The organism is Rhodococcus sp. ABRD24, from assembly GCF_004328705.1.
GTDB lineage: Bacteria > Actinomycetota > Actinomycetes > Mycobacteriales > Mycobacteriaceae > Prescottella.
Genome location: NZ_CP035319.1, coordinates 2931946 through 2948381, shown reverse-complemented (window position 1 = coordinate 2948381; position 16436 = coordinate 2931946). Strand labels below are relative to the sequence as shown.

Below are 16436 nucleotides of genomic sequence, written 5' to 3'. Positions count from 1 at the left end.
CCGCGACAAGAAAGAACGAAGATGACCGAAACATTTCCAACCGCATCCAGCTCAACAGGACCTGCACTGGTCACTGAGATTCCGGGGCCGAAAAGTCGCGAACTCCACAGCCGCAAGACGGCCGCAGTGCCCCGCGGAATCGGGAGCGCGCTGCCAATCTATATAGATCACGCCGAAGGTCCGTGGCTCATCGACGTCGATGGCAACAGGTTTCTGGACTTGGGTTGTGGCGCCGGCGTCAACATGGTCGGCCACCACCAGCAGAGCATCATCGATGCGGCGTCTGCGCAACTGAACCGGGTCACCCACACGCTGTTCGGCATCACGCCCTACGAAGGATACGTGCGCCTGGCCTAACGCCTGGCCGAGAAGACCCCCGGGTCGCACGCGAAGAAGACCATGTTCGTCAACTCGGGCGCCGAAGCGGTCGAGAACGCCGTGAAGGTCGCCCGGGCGTACACCGGTCGGCGGGCAGTCGCGTCTCTGGACCACGGGTTCCACGGCCGCACCAACCTGACTCTCGCAATGAACCACCGGGCGGTCCCGTACGCGACCGGCTTCGGGCCCTTTGCATCCGATATCCACCGGGTGCCGAACTCCTATCCGTTCCGGGACGGGCTCACGGGTCGGCAGGCCGCCGATCGGACGATCGCGTACCTGGAAGAACGCGTCGGCGCCGCCGACCTCGCCGCTCTCGTCGTCGAACCCATCCAGGGTGAGGGCGGATTCATCGTGCCCGCCGAAGGGTACCTACCGATCCTGCAGGAATGGGCCAACAGAAACGGCGTCGTTCTCGTCGCCGACGAGATCCAATGCGGGCTCGGACGGACCGGAACCTGGTTCGCCAGCGTCCTGTTCGGCCTCATCCCCGATGTGGTGCTCACCGCCAAGCAGATCGCCGCCGGTCTCCCCCTGGCCGGGGTCACCGGACGAGCAGAGATCATGGATGCCGCGGCGCCCGGCGGCCTCGGCGGTACCTTCGGCGGAAACCCGGTGTCGATCGCCGCCGCGCACGCCGTCCTCGATCTCCTTGAAAGTGAGGAACAGTTCGCCGCCGCTCGCCGGATCGGCAACACCCTCACCGACGGTCTGCGCCGAATCGCCGAACACCACCCGATCATCGGTGATGTCCGCGGACATGGTGCGATGATCGCCTTCGAGCTGACCCGGGCGGGAACGACCCAACCGCTGCCGGGCAGCGCTGCTGCGATCAGCGAGCATGCGGCCCGACGCGGCGTAGTCCTGATCACCGCAGGCAGCGACGGCAACGTCATCAGGTTCCTGCCGACCCTCGACGTCACCGACGATCTCCTCGAGTACGCACTCACCGTGATCGAAGATGCACTGAACCGACACGACTGAGCCAGCGCTGCACCAGCCGAGAGGTCGGCACAGCGCGGTGGGGTGACCGAACGGCCAGATAGCGGCGCGCGACGCCGCGCATGCAGGTTCGAATCCTGCCCCACCTCGACAGGCCACCATGCCGCGGGCCCAGGTCGCACCCTAGAGCAACCCGAGCCATCTTCAGATCCGTTGCCGGCCAAGGGAGGCCGTAGATGACCGAACACAGAACATTCGTTCTTGCGACGCACAACGCAACCAAAATCGCCGAGTATCGTTACATCACCGGATTGGTCCTGCCGAGTTGGACACCGGCTTCCTACGACGGTCCCGAGCCGGTCGAGGACGGGCTCAGTTTCCGTGACAACGCCCTGATCAAGGCACGCGTTGCCGCCGCGCACTCCGGCCTTCCAGCTGGCGCCGACGATTCCGGACTATGTGTGGACGTACTCGGCAGCGCCCCCGGGGTGTTCTCCGCCTACTGGGCCGGACACCGGAAAGACCTCATCGCCAACCGGAACCTGCTACTCGACCAGCTCTCCGACGTCGCCGACCCCCACCGCACGGCACGCTTCACTTCAGCGCTCGCACTGGTCAGCCCTAACGAATACGTATCCGAGGAGCACTGGCCAGGCCGGTAGGCGCTGACGCCGGCGGGTGACGACGGGTTCCCGTACGACTCGATCTTCATCCCGGACGGTCAAAGGCCAGATCACGAGTGCACCGTCGCCGAGTGGGACGCCGAGGGCAGGTACCGGAATTCGCACCGTACCCGCGCACGCGAAGCACTGGTTCCTGCATTCGAAGCGCTGACCGAGGTCCACGCTCACCGATGAGTCATCCTCATCATCCAACTACGACGGTGCCTCCCGGCCGCCCTGAACTCCCTACGTGAAAGGCGATCCAGGACAAGGTCCGCGGTGTCGGGGTGGTCTGCGCCAGCGCAGGCAATCATGCTCAAGGCGTCGCCTGGGCATGCAATGTCTCGACTTGCCCGGCCGAATCTACTTGCCGCGCAACACGCCACGCCAAAAACATGAACGCATCAGGAGCCTCGGAGGTGACGCTGTCGAGATCATGGTGACCGGCGAAACATACGACCGGGCGTATCAGGCGGCGCGCACACATGCCGACGAAACCGGCGCAATGCTGGTGCTCGCATTCGATGCGCCGGCCACCATCGCAGGGCAAGGCACCGTCGGTCGCGAGATCGCCGAACAGCTCGGCGAGGTCCCCCACAGGGTCATCGTTCCAATCGGCGGAGGCGGGCTTTTGGCAGGGATAGCGGCATGGTTTGCGGGAAACGCTCCCGAGACGCAGTTGATCGGCGTAGAGGCGGCAGGGGCCGCGTCGATGACAGCGGCGTTGCGCGCAGGCCGCCCAGTTGCGCTCGAATCCGTCGACACCTTCGTCGACGGTGCGGCCGTGCAGACCGCGGGTTCCATACCTTTCCGCTAATCCGCGACCACGTTACGCGAGTGACGACGGTCGCCGAAGGCCGTGTTTGTTCCGAGATGCCGGCCATGTATCAGCATGACGGAATCGTCGCCGAACCCGCCGGGGCTCGCGCCACCGCCACCCTTGGGGATTCGGTCGCACCAGAACCTGGAGAGCTGACAGTCTGTGTCGTGTCCGGGGGAAACAACGACGTCAGCCGCTACAGCGAGAGCGTCGAACGTTCCCTCGCACACGAGGGCCGCAAGCACTACTTTCTCGTCGATTTCCCTCAGCAACCGGGAGCCCTGCGCCGCTTCCTCGACGACGTGCTTGGACCCGATGACGACATCACCATGTTCGAATACGTCAAACGCAGCAATCGCGAAACCGGCCCAGCGTTGGTTGGTATCCAGCTGAGCGGCCGGGGCCACCTCGACGAACTGCTCTCGCAAATGGTGCGCTCGCGCTGCGCGATTCGGCGCATCGAGCCAGACGATCCACTATTCCGCTTCGTCCAATAGTGCGTTCCCAGGCATACGCTGGCTTGCCCGGGTGCGCAAGCAGCGGCGGCGGACATGAGCGACAACTCCACCGGAGGACACATTCTATCGCCCGAACCTCGTCGAGCGACCTTCTCCACCCAACCTGTTACGATCAGATATGGAGCGCGTAGATAACGTTACTCACGACTCGTCAGTATTGTTACTGCACCCGGGTGGCGGGGTGAACCGCACCGGAAACAGCCACGCTCAACCAGGCGCCGCACACGTGCCGACACATTGGTACAACATCGCCGCCGACCTTCCCGAACCGATTCCACCACACCTGAATCCATCGACCGGCGAGCCCGTTACCGCCGCGGAACTCGAGAGCCTCTTTCCGGAGGCCTTGGCGGCGCAGGAACTCGGCAAGGACAGGTTCGTCCTGATCCCCGAGCCGGTGCGCGATGTCTACAAGTCATGGAGGGTCACCCCCCTGCTTCGCGCTGCGCGTCTGGAACGGGCACTGAACACTCGCGCGCGCATCTATCTGAAGTTTGAGGGCGCGAGTCCTGTCGGGAGCCACAAGCCCAACTCCGCCGTGGCGCAAGCGTATTACAACCAAAGGGAAGGCGTAGCCAAGCTCACGACCGAGACCGGCGCAGGCCAGTGGGGCAGCGCTCTCGCGTTCGCGGGGGCGATGTTCGGCCTGGACGTCGAGGTGTGGCAGGTGCGAGCCTCGTACGAGTCGAAGCCCTACCGGCGATACCTGATGGAGCTGTACGGCGGGCAGGTGCACTCCAGTCCGTCCTCACGGACCGCAACCGGCAGAGCGATTTTGAACAGCGAATCGGACACACCGGGCAGCCTCGGCATGGCGGTCAGCGAAGCGGTCGAGGTGGCGCTCGCCGATCCGCGGGCGCGGTATGCGTTGGGTAGCGTGCTCAATCACGTTGTTCTGCACCAGACGGTGATCGGGCAGGAGGCTATCGCCCAACTCTGCCAGTATGGGGAAGCGACCGCCGATGTCGTGATCGGATGCGCCGGAGGCGGGTCTAACCTCGCCGGACTCTCTTTCCCATTTCTCCGGGAGGTGCTGACCGCCGATGCGTCGACACGGGTGATCGCAGCGGAGCCTGCCGCCTGCCCCTCGCTGACCCAAGGGGAGTACCGGTACGACCACGGGGACTTCTCCGGTCTGACTCCGCTGATGAAGATGCACACCCTCGGCCACGACTTCGTACCCGACCCGATCCATGCAGGCGGGCTTCGCTATCACGGCATGGCACCTGCGCTGAGTCATGTCGTGAACCTGGGTCTGGTCGAACCCGTTGCGATCGCTCAGGATGCGGCGTTCCATGCCGGAGTTCTTCTGGCCCGCAGCGAAGGCTTGGTGGCGGCGCCGGAGTCCACCCATGCCCTGGCCGCCGCCTTTGCCTATCTGGACAGTACCCGCCGAGAGGAGACCGTCGTCATTGGCCTCTCCGGGCACGGGCAACTCGACCTGCCCGCCTACCTGGACATTCTGTCCAGCCACTCACGGTGAACCACTTATGCAACAACAGAAGAAGGCCTCACATGAATGACCATCTCAACGCCTCGTTGGCTCACATCGACCCCGCAATCAAAGCGGTTCTCGACGACGAGCTCGATCGCGAACGCTCGTATTTGGAGATGATCGCCTCGGAGAACATCGCTCCCCTATCGGTGCTGGAATCGGCGGGAAGCGTGCTGACCAACAAGTACGCCGAGGGCTATCCAGGCCGCCGCTATTACGCCGGCTGCGAGCCGGTGGACGTGGCCGAAGAACTCGCGATCGAACGCGCAAAGGCGCTCTTTGGAGCGGAGTATGCAAACGTCCAACCCCACTCGGGTGCGACCGCAAACGCCGCGGTACTGTCCGCCATTGCCCAGCCCGGGGACACGATCCTCGGGCTGCGGCTCGATCATGGCGGGCATCTCACCCACGGGATGACACTGAACTTCTCCGGCAAGCTCTACAACGTCGCCGCGTACGGTCTTGATCGAAAGTCGTCCCGCATCGAGATGGATCAGGTGCGCGACCTCGCTCGCGCACACCGGCCGAAGGTAATTATCGCCGGATGGTCCGCTTACCCAAGGCATCTCGACTTCGCCACCTTCCGCAAGATCGCGGATGAGGTCGGAGCCCTCCTGTGGGTTGACATGGCACACTTCGCGGGGCTGGTGGCCGCCGGACTCCACCCGAACCCCGTGCCCGTGGCCGATATTGTCTCCTCCACCAGCCACAAAACTCTCGGCGGACCACGCGGCGGATTCATCCTGAGCCGGGACGACACCTATGCCAAGAGCCTGAACCAGAATGTCTTCCCTGGCCAGCAGGGTGGGCCACTCATGCATATCATCGCAGCGAAGGCGACCGCGTTCCTACTCGCCGGCACGGAACCCTTCGTAGATAGACAGCGTCGAACCTTGGAAGGTGCTCGTATCGTGGCGGACCGACTCCTTGCCCCGGACGCCCGCGCCAGCGGTATCGACGTACTCACGGGAGGGACAGACGTCCATCTCGTCCTTGCGGACCTTCGTTCTTCCGAAATCGATGGCATCACCGCAGAGCGAGTCCTCCACGAAGTCGGTATTACCGCCAACCGGAACAGCATTCCCTTCGATTCACGGCCACCTCTGGTCACATCAGGTGTTCGGCTCGGTACCCCGGCTCTCGCGACCCGAGGTTTCCGAGCCGCCGACTTCATCGAAGCAGCCGATATCGTCGCCCACGCCCTTCAACCGAACCCGGACATTCCCGCGCTACGAGTTCGCACAAAGGCACTTGCGGAGAAGTACCCGCTCTATCCGGGACTGCCGCAGTAGCGGTCTAGTGGCCTTCCTGTTCCTGATGGATCCGGGCAGGAAGGCCACAGATAGCCCCCGCTCCGACAATTGGCGATGAGTTGCTCCGCCTGTGACACGCGGTTATGCCACGGCTGCGCGCCACGAGCTACGAGCTACGAGCTACGAGCTACGAGCTACGAGCTACGAAAGTCGTACCGGCGACAGCGTTGCAGACGGCGCGCCAGAACAGAGTGCACGCCGCCCCTCATTTGCGTCTTCGGGAACTTGGTAAACCCGTCTTCGCAACTCGGCCCATCGACTTCGTCTCGCCGACATTCATCGGGATTGCCCTCAGCCTTCCTTCCCAACGTCTGCGACTCAGACAGACATCGCAACACCGAATGTCCCTATGCAACACAACTGCAGATCCTTCTGCAGGTTGGTGCTCACGACGAGGCACAGAAGGAGCAACAGATCAATGGCCACGTTTCTCAGATCACATCGACGCAGAGCCGGTCTTACCCTTGAGTCGGTGGCCGCGAGCGCAGGCCTTACGAAAAGCTACCTATCAAAGGTGGAGCGAGGACTCAGCACACCTTCGATCGATGTCGCTTTGAGGATCGCGCGAGCGCTGGACACCGATGTCAGCCAGCTATTCTCAGACGGACTCGACGGCACCGCAACTACCGTGGAACGAGGCGACGAGCGCGCGAGAGTCCCAGAGGGCGCCTCACGAGCAGCAGTGCACGACGCGATTGCCACTCGAAGGATCAGAAAATCGATGCAGCCCTTCGTTGTTCATCCGACGACCGAACCTGGGTCCGACTACATAGAGCACCCCGGCGAGGAGTTCGTATTCGTGCAGTCAGGAACTGTCGAGTTTGAAATCACCAACAAGGTGATTGTCCTCGAGCAGGGTGACAGCATGTACTTCGACGCGAACACGCCCCACCGCATGCGTTCAATCTCCGCGAACCGCGCGGTTCTAATCACCGTCGTTCACGATCACTGCAGTGACCAAACAGCCGACACGACACCCCCCGCACCCGACAGCAGTTCGGCACAACCTCCTCAACCTGATCGGCCTCGCGGTAAGACGACGGTGAGCTAGAAGGTGGCGCGGCGACCGAGAAGTTCGATCATCATCGCGGCAACGAGGTGAACATCCTCGCCCAGCAGTCGAGCGAGGCCCGAAACTACCGCAATCGAGCTGGTTCGTTCTGGTCCGGAGTTCGACGCCGCCGCTAGACCCGATCGAGGCGCGGTCCCTAGTCTCCGCGCGCCCCTGAGCCGCAGCTCCTCGGCCACGATGCATAGGCGCAGAGAACCTCTGCCTGTGCGTGGTTCTTGACGTGGAATCGTCAAGAACCACCTATTACTCAGCTAGAGAAGACAGAGACAGTTCGTCACCCCCCGGGATGACTGCCAGCATCCGTGCATCACGCGAGCGCTCTGCTGACGCGTAGCAGTTCGTCGTTCTCGGAGGCCAGGCCGATCGTGGCTCGCAGGTGACCGGGGATACCGACGTCGCGGATGAGCACACCCTCGTCGAGGTAATGCTGCCACGTCCGGGCGGCATCCTCGAAGAGCCCGAACAGGATGAAGTTGGCATCGCTCGGGACCACGGTATAGCCCATCGCCGACAGCTCCGTACTCACCCGGTCACGCTCGGACGCCAGCTCCGCGACACTGCCCAACGTCTCATCGGCGTGCCGCAGCGCCGCCCGCGCGGCCGCCTGCGTGACGACCGACAGGTGATACGGCAACCGCACCAACAGCATTGCGTCGATGAACGCCGGAGCCGCAACGAGGTAGCCGAGCCGGCCACCGGCGAACGCGAACGCCTTGCTCATCGTCCGACTCACCACCAGCTTGGTCGGGAACTCGTCGATCAGGCTCACCGCACTCGGGATCGAGGAGAACTCGGCGTACGCCTCGTCCACGATCACGATCCCCGGCGCCGCCGTGAGGATCTGCTTCAGATCTTCGAGACCGATGCTGTGCCCGGTCGGGTTGTTGGGGCTGGTGACGAAGACGATGTCGGGCCGGCGCTCCACGATCACCTGCACCGCGGTGTCCACGTCGAGCGAGAAGTCCTCGCGCCGCGGCGCAGGGACCCACTCGGTCTGCGTGCCGGTGACCAGCAGCGGGTGCATCGCGTAGGACGGGACGAAACCGATCGCCGTACGTCCCGGCCCGCCGAAGGCCTGCAACAGCTGCTGCAGCACCTCGTTGGAGCCGTTGGCCGCCCACACGTTGGAGACGTCGAGTGCGACACCGGTCTGCCGGCTCATGTACTCAGCCAGGTCGGTGCGCAACGCGACCGCGTCCCGGTCCGGGTACCGGTGCAGGTCCGCGGCCGCGGCGCGCACCGCCTCGGCGACGTCGTCGACGAGCGACTTCGACGGTGGGTGCGGGTTCTCGTTGGTGTTGAGCTGCACGGGAACCGTCAACTGCGGCGCTCCGTACGGGGACTGACCGCGCAGGTTCTCCCGGACGGGCAGATCGTCGATACCGACGGCCGATCCAGGGACGACCCCGGCGCTCATCTCCGTACCTCAACAGCGGTGCAGCCCTGTAGGCTCACGAAATCCAGCCGAACTGCCTCCCCGTGCGCCGGGAGATTCTCAACGCTCGCGAACGTTCCACGCTGTTGGTAATAGCACCCGTCGAGCGCACATTCGATCTCAGCCCGCGGAACTCGGACCGACCGTGAGCGACCGTCGCACTTCTCTCGACGCGCCCACCACGCCGCCCCGTACGGCCCCTGCGCGGGGGTCACACGCGGGCCGTATTCGCTGAAATCGTCTACCACGAGGTGGAACTGATGCAGCATTGCGTCCAGTCCTACTTCGCCGCGGGGCAACGTGTCCGGGAGTTCTGCAGCGGAAGGAGGACGACCGCGAAGGCGGGCGGAGGCGGACATGAGTGGTCCTCTCTGGATAGCGGGGCACACGTTGATTATCCGCTAGAGGTGCAGATCGCTTTCACTGGGACCATTCCCGTTGCTAGTCCGTGTTATTGAAGCAGCAGTACTCGGCGGCTATTGCCGACGGCTAGGCACGCGTTGGGGTGGACGCCAATTCGAAACCGGGCAGCGTCAAGGTTCATCTGACCACCACAACGTGAGCGGAGCCTGGGTCGGAGCCAGAAAGCGAGTCGATTGTTCTAGAACGCTAGATAGCTAGCATGATTGCGGGGTGGATACAGAGATCGGCGTCGGAATTGACTCTCCGGAACGAGCTGGTCGTGCCGCGCAGAGATCCGATGGCGTCGTGGTTGCCTCTGTACTCATGGATTGTGCCCTCGAAGGAGCAAGTCCGACGTCCATCATGAAAACCGTTGCGACATTCCGCAAACAGCTCGACGAAGCAGGACACCGGTGACCCGACACGCCCGACTACCCAAGTACTTGGCCATCCACGATGATCTGCGCGGCAGACTCGAGTCCGGAGAATGGGGAACGAACGACGCACTGCCCCCGCAGCGCGAACTAGCCGCATCTTACGGCGTCACGATCATGACCCTTCGTCAAGCACTCCGGCTACTCGAGAACGATGGCCTGGTCGAATCACGCACCGGTGCCGGCACTTTCCCCGCACACAAGAGGTACTCCTACGACCTCCTCCACCTCGCCGGATTCGCCGACGATCTCACGGCGCAGGGCGCAAAGATCGACACCCACATCCTCGGATCTTCCCGGGAGGTGCCACCCGCCGACGTCGCCCGCATTCTCGACCTGGCAGGAGCCAAGCAGGTACTGATGGTCACACGTCACAGAATCATCGACTCGCGTCCCTCAGTGCTGCAGCACTCGTACATACCCTGGCACATCGGCATCTCACCTGACGAACTGATCGACCAGTCTCTTTATCGGACACTCGCACAGCACGGATACCCGGTTGCCTCCGCGAGCGAAGCGATCACCCTCAAGACGCTCGAAGCAGATGAAGCCGAGATTCTCGGTCGCCCGCTCGGAAGCCCCGCAATGTGCAGTCATCGCACCAACTTCACCGAAGACGGTATGGCGGTCCTGCACGACACCGCCATCATCCCTGCAGACATCGCGGAACTCCACATCGATCGCGGTCCTCAACAGATCCACGTGAGATACCGCATCAACGAACATGTTTGATGCCGGAACGCGCCTGCAGGGCGAGTAGGCGAACGCAGAGACGCACGGTGGTGAAGCTGGCCCACGCCCGACCTAGAGCCGGTCAGATACCTGGTGCACGACATGTGTGGCGTGGTGGGCGTCGTCGTCCCGTTTCATCGAGACCAGCTCAGCGACAGAACGTGCGCACAGCGACACCCGTCGTTGCTAGCGCCCCTTGTGTGACATCGAGAGCGTTGTTCGAGGCATCACGGTTGACCTCACCCGTTTCAATCTTGTGGGCCAGAGCCGGCGTTGGCCTGACCTGAAGGAGCGGAATTCGCGGCGATCTCATTCACAGCATGTGGCAGCTCAGGACCTCAGCGATCATCCTGGCGACCTGGCCACTATTCCGTTCGGGTAGTCGAGCGTATCCACAGACGAGTCCGCGCGGCCCGGTCTCCGACAGGCGATGCTCCGCGAGGCTCGGTACAGAAACCCCTCGTTCGCCGAGGTCTTCAGCTACCTTCACGTCGTCGACGCTATCCGGCAGACGAAGGACGACGTGTAACCCTGCCTCGATCCCCACCACAGCCGCTCGCATGTCGCCAAGGTCGGACAAGTGCGCTTGTAGTGACTCGACGAAGGCAGTTCTGCGCGCACGGTAGCGCCTCGTCGAGCGGCTAATGTGGCGTCCCATCGCACCCGAATCGAAGAGATTCGATAGCGCCAACGCGGCGACACCACAAGCCATCTCGCTGCTTGATCGAACCACCTTGTCGATTGCGGTCCGTAGTGCACGCGGCGCGAGGAGCCACGCCAGCGGAACAGAGGGCGTCAGAATCTTCGACGCTGAGCCGATGTAGGCCACTCGATCGTCGCCCCCCACAAGACCTCGCAGTGCTGGGACGGGAGCGGCATCAAAACGCAGCTCACTGTCGTAGTCATCCTCAATGATCAGATTGTCCGACGCCGTAGCCCATTCCACTAGCGCTGCCCGACGAGTAACCGGCATGTGCGACCCCAGCGGAAACTGATGTGCTGGAGTACAGTAGACAGCCCGGTCAGTAGCTGCCAAGCGCTGCGGATCGAGCCCGTCGTCGTCGACCACTATCGCGCGAACGCGGACACCGTTTTGTTGCAACGCCATACGGGCTCGGTGAGAACCCGGCTCTTCGAAAGCGACATTGCGTCCTGATAGCTCCGCAACATCGACAATGGTGCGTAGAACCGCGTCAACGCTTGGAAAGATCACGACGTCATCGGGCCGCGCCGCAATGCCACGAACTCGCCGAACATGCTCAGCAACTGAGCGGCGGAGTTCTGGGTGCGCTTCGACGCCAGCGATTCCTTCGCAGATCGAGGCAGCAGCGGCAGCACGCCACGACCGGCGCCAGTCCTCCGACGAAATCAAAGATGTGTCAGGGATCTCCGGGTGAAGATCCCATTGAGGATCCTTGATCCGCGGCCCTTGTCGCGGGAGAGGCCCTTCTAGCGCGGGATCCGACACTGCACACGCCGCCGCCGCTTGTTCCGCACCGATCGCCACCCGCGTTCCGGAACCTGGGCGACTGATGATGAAGCCGGCCGCTGCAAGTTGCTCGTAGGCCTCGACCACTGGAGCTCGCGACACCTCCAGAGCAGTAGCCAGGGCCCGACTTGAAGGCAGAATGTCGTTGGATTGCAGTCTTCCTGCGGCTATTTCGCCGACAATAGCTTCTGCGATCCGCTGACGGAGGGGTGTGCTTGTTGACGGAAGATGGAGCGAAAGTTGCGTGTCTCGGGCGACGCGTGACATCGCATCAGAATACCCATCCGAGATAGCCTGGGCAACAGAACATGTGGGTCGCCTTTCGGACCTCATGCGACCAGCGAGTGAAGTCCACTCTCTCTCTGACGCGTACGAACTCGGTGTGTGACCAGTCGACATGTGCCGAGAAGACCTTCCTCTCACCATTCCCGGCACCTTGCACGGCGAGATAGCCGCGTCGGATCATCCTCCGAGGGATGGAAGACTATTTGCGTGGTGTTGTTGAACCGACCCATCTTTGGCTCGGCACTGTCCGTGGCATGTCCCCGGCGGATGAGTCCATCCTGATTTAGATTCCTGTGGCCCGAAATTGGGCCGGAAGGGACGATGAAGCACATGGCTGGCCGGAAGGGAGCATTCCGCGGAGGACGTCGTGCGCAAGCTGCGGCGTGCGGACGAACTCGCTGCCGCGGACAAGACCAACGACGAGATCGCCGCCGACCTCGAGGTGTCGACCGCGACGCTCTACAACTGGCGTTGCTCCTACGGCGGCATGGACGTCGACGCCGCGAAGGAACTGCGTGAGCTGTGGGAGCAGAACGGCCGGCTCAAGCGACTGCTCGCCGATGCCGAACTCCGAGAGGGACGCTCTGCGAGAGGTGGCGAAGGGAGGTTCTGAGCCCGGACGCCAAGCGCCGCGGCGTAGACATGCTCGAGGACGTGTTGAGTATGTCGGAGCGGCTCGCGTGCAAGGCGGTCGGGCTGCTCGTTCCACCTACCGTCGTGTCGCGCTCGCCCAGATTCCCGCCGACCCGGACGCCGACCTGCGGGAATGGTTGAGGACGTACTCGAAGACGGACCCGTGCCACGGGTTCCGGCGGGCCTGGGCGGCGCTGCGGTTCGACGAGCACCAGGGCGTGAACAGAAAAAGGTGCACCGTCTGTGGAAGGAGGAGGGCCTGCAGCGGCGGGTCCACAGCGCCCGCAAACGGGCCGGCCTGTCCTCGTGCCCGACAGTCGAGCCCAACGCGCCGAAGGTGTTGTGGGCGCTGGACTTTTAGTTCGACTCCATCGTCGACGGCAAGTCGGTGAAGATCGCGTCGATGATCGACCAACCTCTCCCAAGCACTTCGTGCAGGGCGGTACCCCCCCACCCGGCAGTCACTGCTGAACATTGTCGAGCGTTCGATCACCGCCGAGCGGCTCACCCGCGAACTCGAAGCCTGCTTCACCGCGGCGGGAAGTCCGCCGACGGTGCTGCGGATGGACAACGGGCCGGAGTTCATTTCCCAAGCGCTACAATCATTTTGCGCCGGGCGGGTCGGGCTGTCGTACATCCCTCCGGGTACGCCGTGGAACAACGGCTACATCGAGTCGTTCAACAACCGCCTGCGACGGGAGTGCCTGAACCGCAACCACTGGACGAACCTGCTCGAGGCCCGCGTCGTCATCGGCGACTTCAAGGGCGAGTACGACACACGGCATCGTCATTCAGGCCTGGAGTACCTGCCCCCGGTCGAGTGCGCTGCCCGATGCAGCCACCAGCACCATCCGGTGGCCTGCGAGATCAACTGAGATCGGTATCAATCACAACCTGGCTCCGAATCCGGGTGGACCGACTATCGGGGACCTGCCATCCGGTCGACGGATGATCGGCGGGTTGTGCGTTGTCAGTGCTTCCTCGACAGTGATGCGTGACTTCTCGACGGTAGACATAGTCCTTCTCACAGATGCCGCTTGGAATAGTGGCCCGGGCACGACTCACCGCCGCCCACCCACTGTTGTGGAGCGAGTTCTCCAACCCAAGTGAACGAACAGTGGCGGGGTAGTTCAGTGAGATATCAGTGGCCGGAGAGGTCGACCAGCCCTAGACCATTGCCTGGCCCGAACGCGCGCCGTGGACTCCCATCGCCTGGAGGACCTGTGCCCCCAGAGTGCTGAGTAGCCGTTCAGCAATCTCCCCGACCGATCCGGACGCATCCAGCTCAGTGACGATCGGCCCGTAGTGCCCGAGTATCGTCTCCCGTTCCTTCTCATACACGGTGAGGCGGCGCCGAATCACGTCCTCGGTATCGTCACTACGGCCACGGGCCAATAGTCGTGACTCTAGTTCCGCATTGTCGAGGACGAACTCGATGACGTGGTCGACCTTGTCTCCCCGCCGCGCAAGGATGGCGTCGAGGACACGCGCTTGATCGTAGGTGCGAGGAAACCCGTCGAGAATGAACCCTGCCGCTGCATCGTCTCTCAACAGTCGTTCTGCGACGATACGTTCAGTAGCGACACCCGGGACAAGCTCACCTGCATCGATGTACGACTTGACGGACTTGCCCAGCGTGCTGCCGTTCGCGATGTGCCATCGAAAGAGATCACCAGTCGAGATGTGAGGAATCTTGAGGGTGCGGGCGAGCAAATGGGACTGCGTCCCCTTCCCGACCCCCGGCGGCCCGCTCAGGATGATGCGCATTCAAACTCTCCAATCATTCGATGATCGACCGTCAACATCAGTGTTGGACAGACAGGTTGACAGATGAAAGAACAAGAACTCGTCACCTGGGCGAGCGGTGCATCCGGATTGCGTCGAACACCTTGGGGTCGACCAGCGTCGAGGTGTCACCGAGGTCGCGGCCTTCCGCGACGTCGCGCAGCAGCCGGCGCATGATCTTGCCGGAACGCGTCTTGGGTAGCTCGGGCACCACGGTGATCTGGCGCGGCTTCGCGATGGGGCTGATCTCGGTGGACACCTGGGCCCGCAGTTCGGCGATCAGAGTCTCGCCCGTGTTTTCGCTGCCCTCCCGCAGGATGACGAACGCGACGATGCCCTGACCGGTGGTCTCGTCGGCGGCGCCGACCACAGCGGCCTCGGCAACGGCGTGGTGCCCGACCAAGGCCGACTCCACCTCGGAGGTCGAGATTCGGTGCCCGGAGACGTTCATGACGTCATCGACGCGGCCCAGGACCCACAGTGCGCCGTCCTCGTCGTACTTGGCGCCGTCTCCGGCGAAGTACCAGCCCTCCTCGGCGTACCGGGACCAGTAGGTGTCGCGGTAGCGGTCCATATCGCCCCAGATCCCGCGCAGCATCGCCGGCCACGGCTCGTCGAGCACGAGATAGCCGCTGCCGCCGGGGCCGAGCGGGCGGGCCTCGTCGTCGACGATCTTCGCGGAGATGCCGGGCAGCGGTGCCATCGCCGACCCGGGCTTGGTGGCGGTGAGGCCGGGCAGCGGGGAGATCATGATCGCGCCGGTCTCGGTCTGCCACCACGTGTCGACGATCGGGGCCTTGTCGCCGCCGATGACGTCGCGGAACCAGCGCCACGCTTCCGGATTGATGGGCTCGCCGACGCTACCGAGCAGGCGGATCGACGACAGGTCGTGCGCGTCGGGAATTTCCCTGCCCCACTTCATGAATGTGCGGACCAGTGTGGGCGCGGTGTAGTAGATGCTGACACCGTACTTTTCGATGATCTGGAAGTGGCGGTGCTCGTCGGGGGAGTTGGGGGTGCCCTCGTAGACGACCTGCGTGACACCGTTCGAGAGCGGGCCGTACACGATGTAGGAATGTCCGGTGACCCAGCCGATGTCAGCGGTGCACCAGTAGACGTCCTCGCCGGCCTTGTGGTCGAAGACGTTGTGGTGGGTGTACGACGCCTGCGTCAGGTAGCCGCCGGAGGTGTGGATGATGCCCTTGGGCTTACCGGTGGTACCGGAGGTGTAGAGGATGAACAGTGGGTGCTCCGCGTCGAAGGGCTGTGCCACGTGCTCCGGGGAGGCCTTCTCGACGGTCTCGTGCCACCACAGGTCCCGACCGTCGGTGAAGTCGACGTCGATGCCGGTGCGCTTGACCACCAGCACGTTCTGCACGGATGCCGCCCCGGTTACCGCCTCGTCGACGGCCGGCTTGAGCGGGGCGGCCTGCCCGCGCCGCCACTGCCCGTCGACGGTGACGACGAGCTTGGCCTCGGCATCGTCGACGCGCGAGCGCAGTGCGGTCGCGGAGAATCCGGCGAACACCACCGAGTGGGTCAGTCCCAGTCGGGCGCACGCGAGCATCGTCACGATGGCCTCGGGGATCATCGGCATGTAGATCGCGACGCGGTCGCCGGCGACGAGGCCGAGGTCGGTGAAAGTGTTTGCCGCCCGGCTCACTTCGGCGAGTAGATCGTTGTAGGTGACGTCACGGCTGTCGCCGGGCTCGCCTTCGAAGTGGATCGCGACCCGGTCACCGTTGCCGGCGAGTACGTGCCGGTCGACGCAGTTGTAAGCGACGTTCAGGCTGCCGCCGACGAACCACTTCGCGACGGGGGCGTCCGACCAGTCGAGGACCTCTGTCCACGGAGTGACCCAGTCCAGCCGACGTGCCTGCGCGTCCCAGAACGCGAGCCGGTCGCGGCCGGCCGCGGCCTGCAACTCGGGGCCCGCGTTCGCGGCGGCGGTGAACTCCGCGCTCGAAACGAACACATCACCGATCTGCCGGGAACCACTCATCTCAGACATAGAACCTTCCAACACATCCAACCATCCAGC

General features: G+C 63.6%; 10 protein-coding genes and 3 pseudogenes. 9 read left to right on the top strand and 4 right to left on the bottom strand.

The window, feature by feature from the left end:
• The first annotated feature begins 21 nt into the window (after window positions 1–21).
• From ERC79_RS12940 to ERC79_RS12915, 7 genes and pseudogenes are all read left to right on the top strand, one after another.
• Window positions 22–1362: pseudogene (locus ERC79_RS12940) on the top strand (aminotransferase class III-fold pyridoxal phosphate-dependent enzyme).
• A gap of 194 nt (window positions 1363–1556) precedes the next feature.
• Window positions 1557–2177, top strand: a pseudogene (locus ERC79_RS12935) (non-canonical purine NTP pyrophosphatase).
• A 139-nt stretch (window positions 2178–2316) separates the two neighbouring features.
• Window positions 2317–2799 carry a pyridoxal-phosphate dependent enzyme gene (locus tag ERC79_RS23470; RefSeq protein WP_242676547.1) on the top strand — a complete coding sequence of 161 codons (483 nt, stop codon included), beginning with the start codon at window positions 2317–2319 and terminating at the stop codon, window positions 2797–2799.
• Window positions 2800–2819: 20 nt separating this feature from the next.
• Window positions 2820–3299 (top strand): hypothetical protein, encoded by a 480-nt coding sequence (locus ERC79_RS23465; RefSeq protein WP_242676546.1) that lies wholly within the window; start codon window positions 2820–2822, stop codon window positions 3297–3299.
• Window positions 3300–3501: 202 nt separating this feature from the next.
• Window positions 3502–4803: a TrpB-like pyridoxal phosphate-dependent enzyme gene (locus ERC79_RS12925; protein WP_242676545.1), complete on the top strand. Its 1302-nt coding sequence runs from the start codon at window positions 3502–3504 to the stop codon at window positions 4801–4803.
• A gap of 32 nt (window positions 4804–4835) precedes the next feature.
• Window positions 4836–6107, top strand: coding sequence for a serine hydroxymethyltransferase (gene glyA, locus ERC79_RS12920; RefSeq protein ID WP_131578729.1), 1272 nt, complete (start codon window positions 4836–4838; stop codon window positions 6105–6107).
• 439 nt (window positions 6108–6546) lie between these two features.
• On the top strand, window positions 6547–7179 hold the full coding sequence (locus ERC79_RS12915) for an XRE family transcriptional regulator (protein WP_131578727.1): 633 nt from the start codon (window positions 6547–6549) through the stop codon (window positions 7177–7179).
• A gap of 328 nt (window positions 7180–7507) precedes the next feature.
• Here the strand turns inward: ERC79_RS12915 and ERC79_RS12910 are convergent, their stop codons facing one another.
• Entirely contained in the window at window positions 7508–8617 is a 1110-nt protein-coding gene (locus ERC79_RS12910; RefSeq protein WP_131578726.1) for a histidinol-phosphate transaminase, read from the bottom strand.
• Window positions 8618–9450: 833 nt separating this feature from the next.
• Here ERC79_RS12910 and ERC79_RS12905 point away from each other — a divergent pair.
• A complete protein-coding gene (locus tag ERC79_RS12905) occupies window positions 9451–10203 on the top strand; it encodes a GntR family transcriptional regulator (protein WP_131578724.1) in 753 nt (250 codons plus the stop codon).
• A 313-nt stretch (window positions 10204–10516) separates the two neighbouring features.
• Here ERC79_RS12905 and ERC79_RS12900 read toward each other — a convergent pair whose 3' ends face one another.
• Complete coding sequence (locus tag ERC79_RS12900) at window positions 10517–11959, bottom strand: PLP-dependent aminotransferase family protein (protein ID WP_131578723.1); 1443 nt, start codon at window positions 11957–11959, stop codon at window positions 10517–10519.
• Between the two features lie 352 nt (window positions 11960–12311).
• Here ERC79_RS12900 and ERC79_RS12895 point away from each other — a divergent pair.
• Window positions 12312–13485 (top strand): annotated as a pseudogene (locus ERC79_RS12895) (IS3 family transposase).
• Window positions 13486–13777: 292 nt separating this feature from the next.
• On the opposite strand, the gene ERC79_RS12890 reads toward ERC79_RS12895, so the two are convergent.
• Both ERC79_RS12890 and acs read right to left on the bottom strand, forming a co-directional pair.
• On the bottom strand, window positions 13778–14377 hold the full coding sequence (locus ERC79_RS12890) for an adenylate kinase (protein WP_131578721.1): 600 nt from the start codon (window positions 14375–14377) through the stop codon (window positions 13778–13780).
• 82 nt (window positions 14378–14459) lie between these two features.
• On the bottom strand, window positions 14460–16397 hold the full coding sequence (acs, locus tag ERC79_RS12885; RefSeq protein ID WP_131581081.1) for an acetate--CoA ligase: 1938 nt from the start codon (window positions 16395–16397) through the stop codon (window positions 14460–14462).
• Window positions 16398–16436: the final 39 nt, after the last annotated feature.

Bases quoted from the DNA above. Each gene is read 5' to 3' on its own strand.
- ERC79_RS12910 (WP_131578726.1), bottom strand. From the start codon at position 8,617: ATGAGCGCCGGGGTCGTCCCTGGATCGGCCGTCGGTATCGACGATCTG.
- ERC79_RS12915 (WP_131578727.1), top strand. From the start codon at position 6,547: ATGGCCACGTTTCTCAGATCACATCGACGCAGAGCCGGTCTTACCCTT.
- ERC79_RS12900 (WP_131578723.1), bottom strand. From the start codon at position 11,959: ATGTCACGCGTCGCCCGAGACACGCAACTTTCGCTCCATCTTCCGTCA.
- ERC79_RS12890 (WP_131578721.1), bottom strand. From the start codon at position 14,377: ATGCGCATCATCCTGAGCGGGCCGCCGGGGGTCGGGAAGGGGACGCAG.
- glyA (WP_131578729.1), top strand. From the start codon at position 4,836: ATGAATGACCATCTCAACGCCTCGTTGGCTCACATCGACCCCGCAATC.
- acs (WP_131581081.1), bottom strand. From the start codon at position 16,397: ATGAGTGGTTCCCGGCAGATCGGTGATGTGTTCGTTTCGAGCGCGGAG.
- ERC79_RS23470 (WP_242676547.1), top strand. From the start codon at position 2,317: ATGCAATGTCTCGACTTGCCCGGCCGAATCTACTTGCCGCGCAACACG.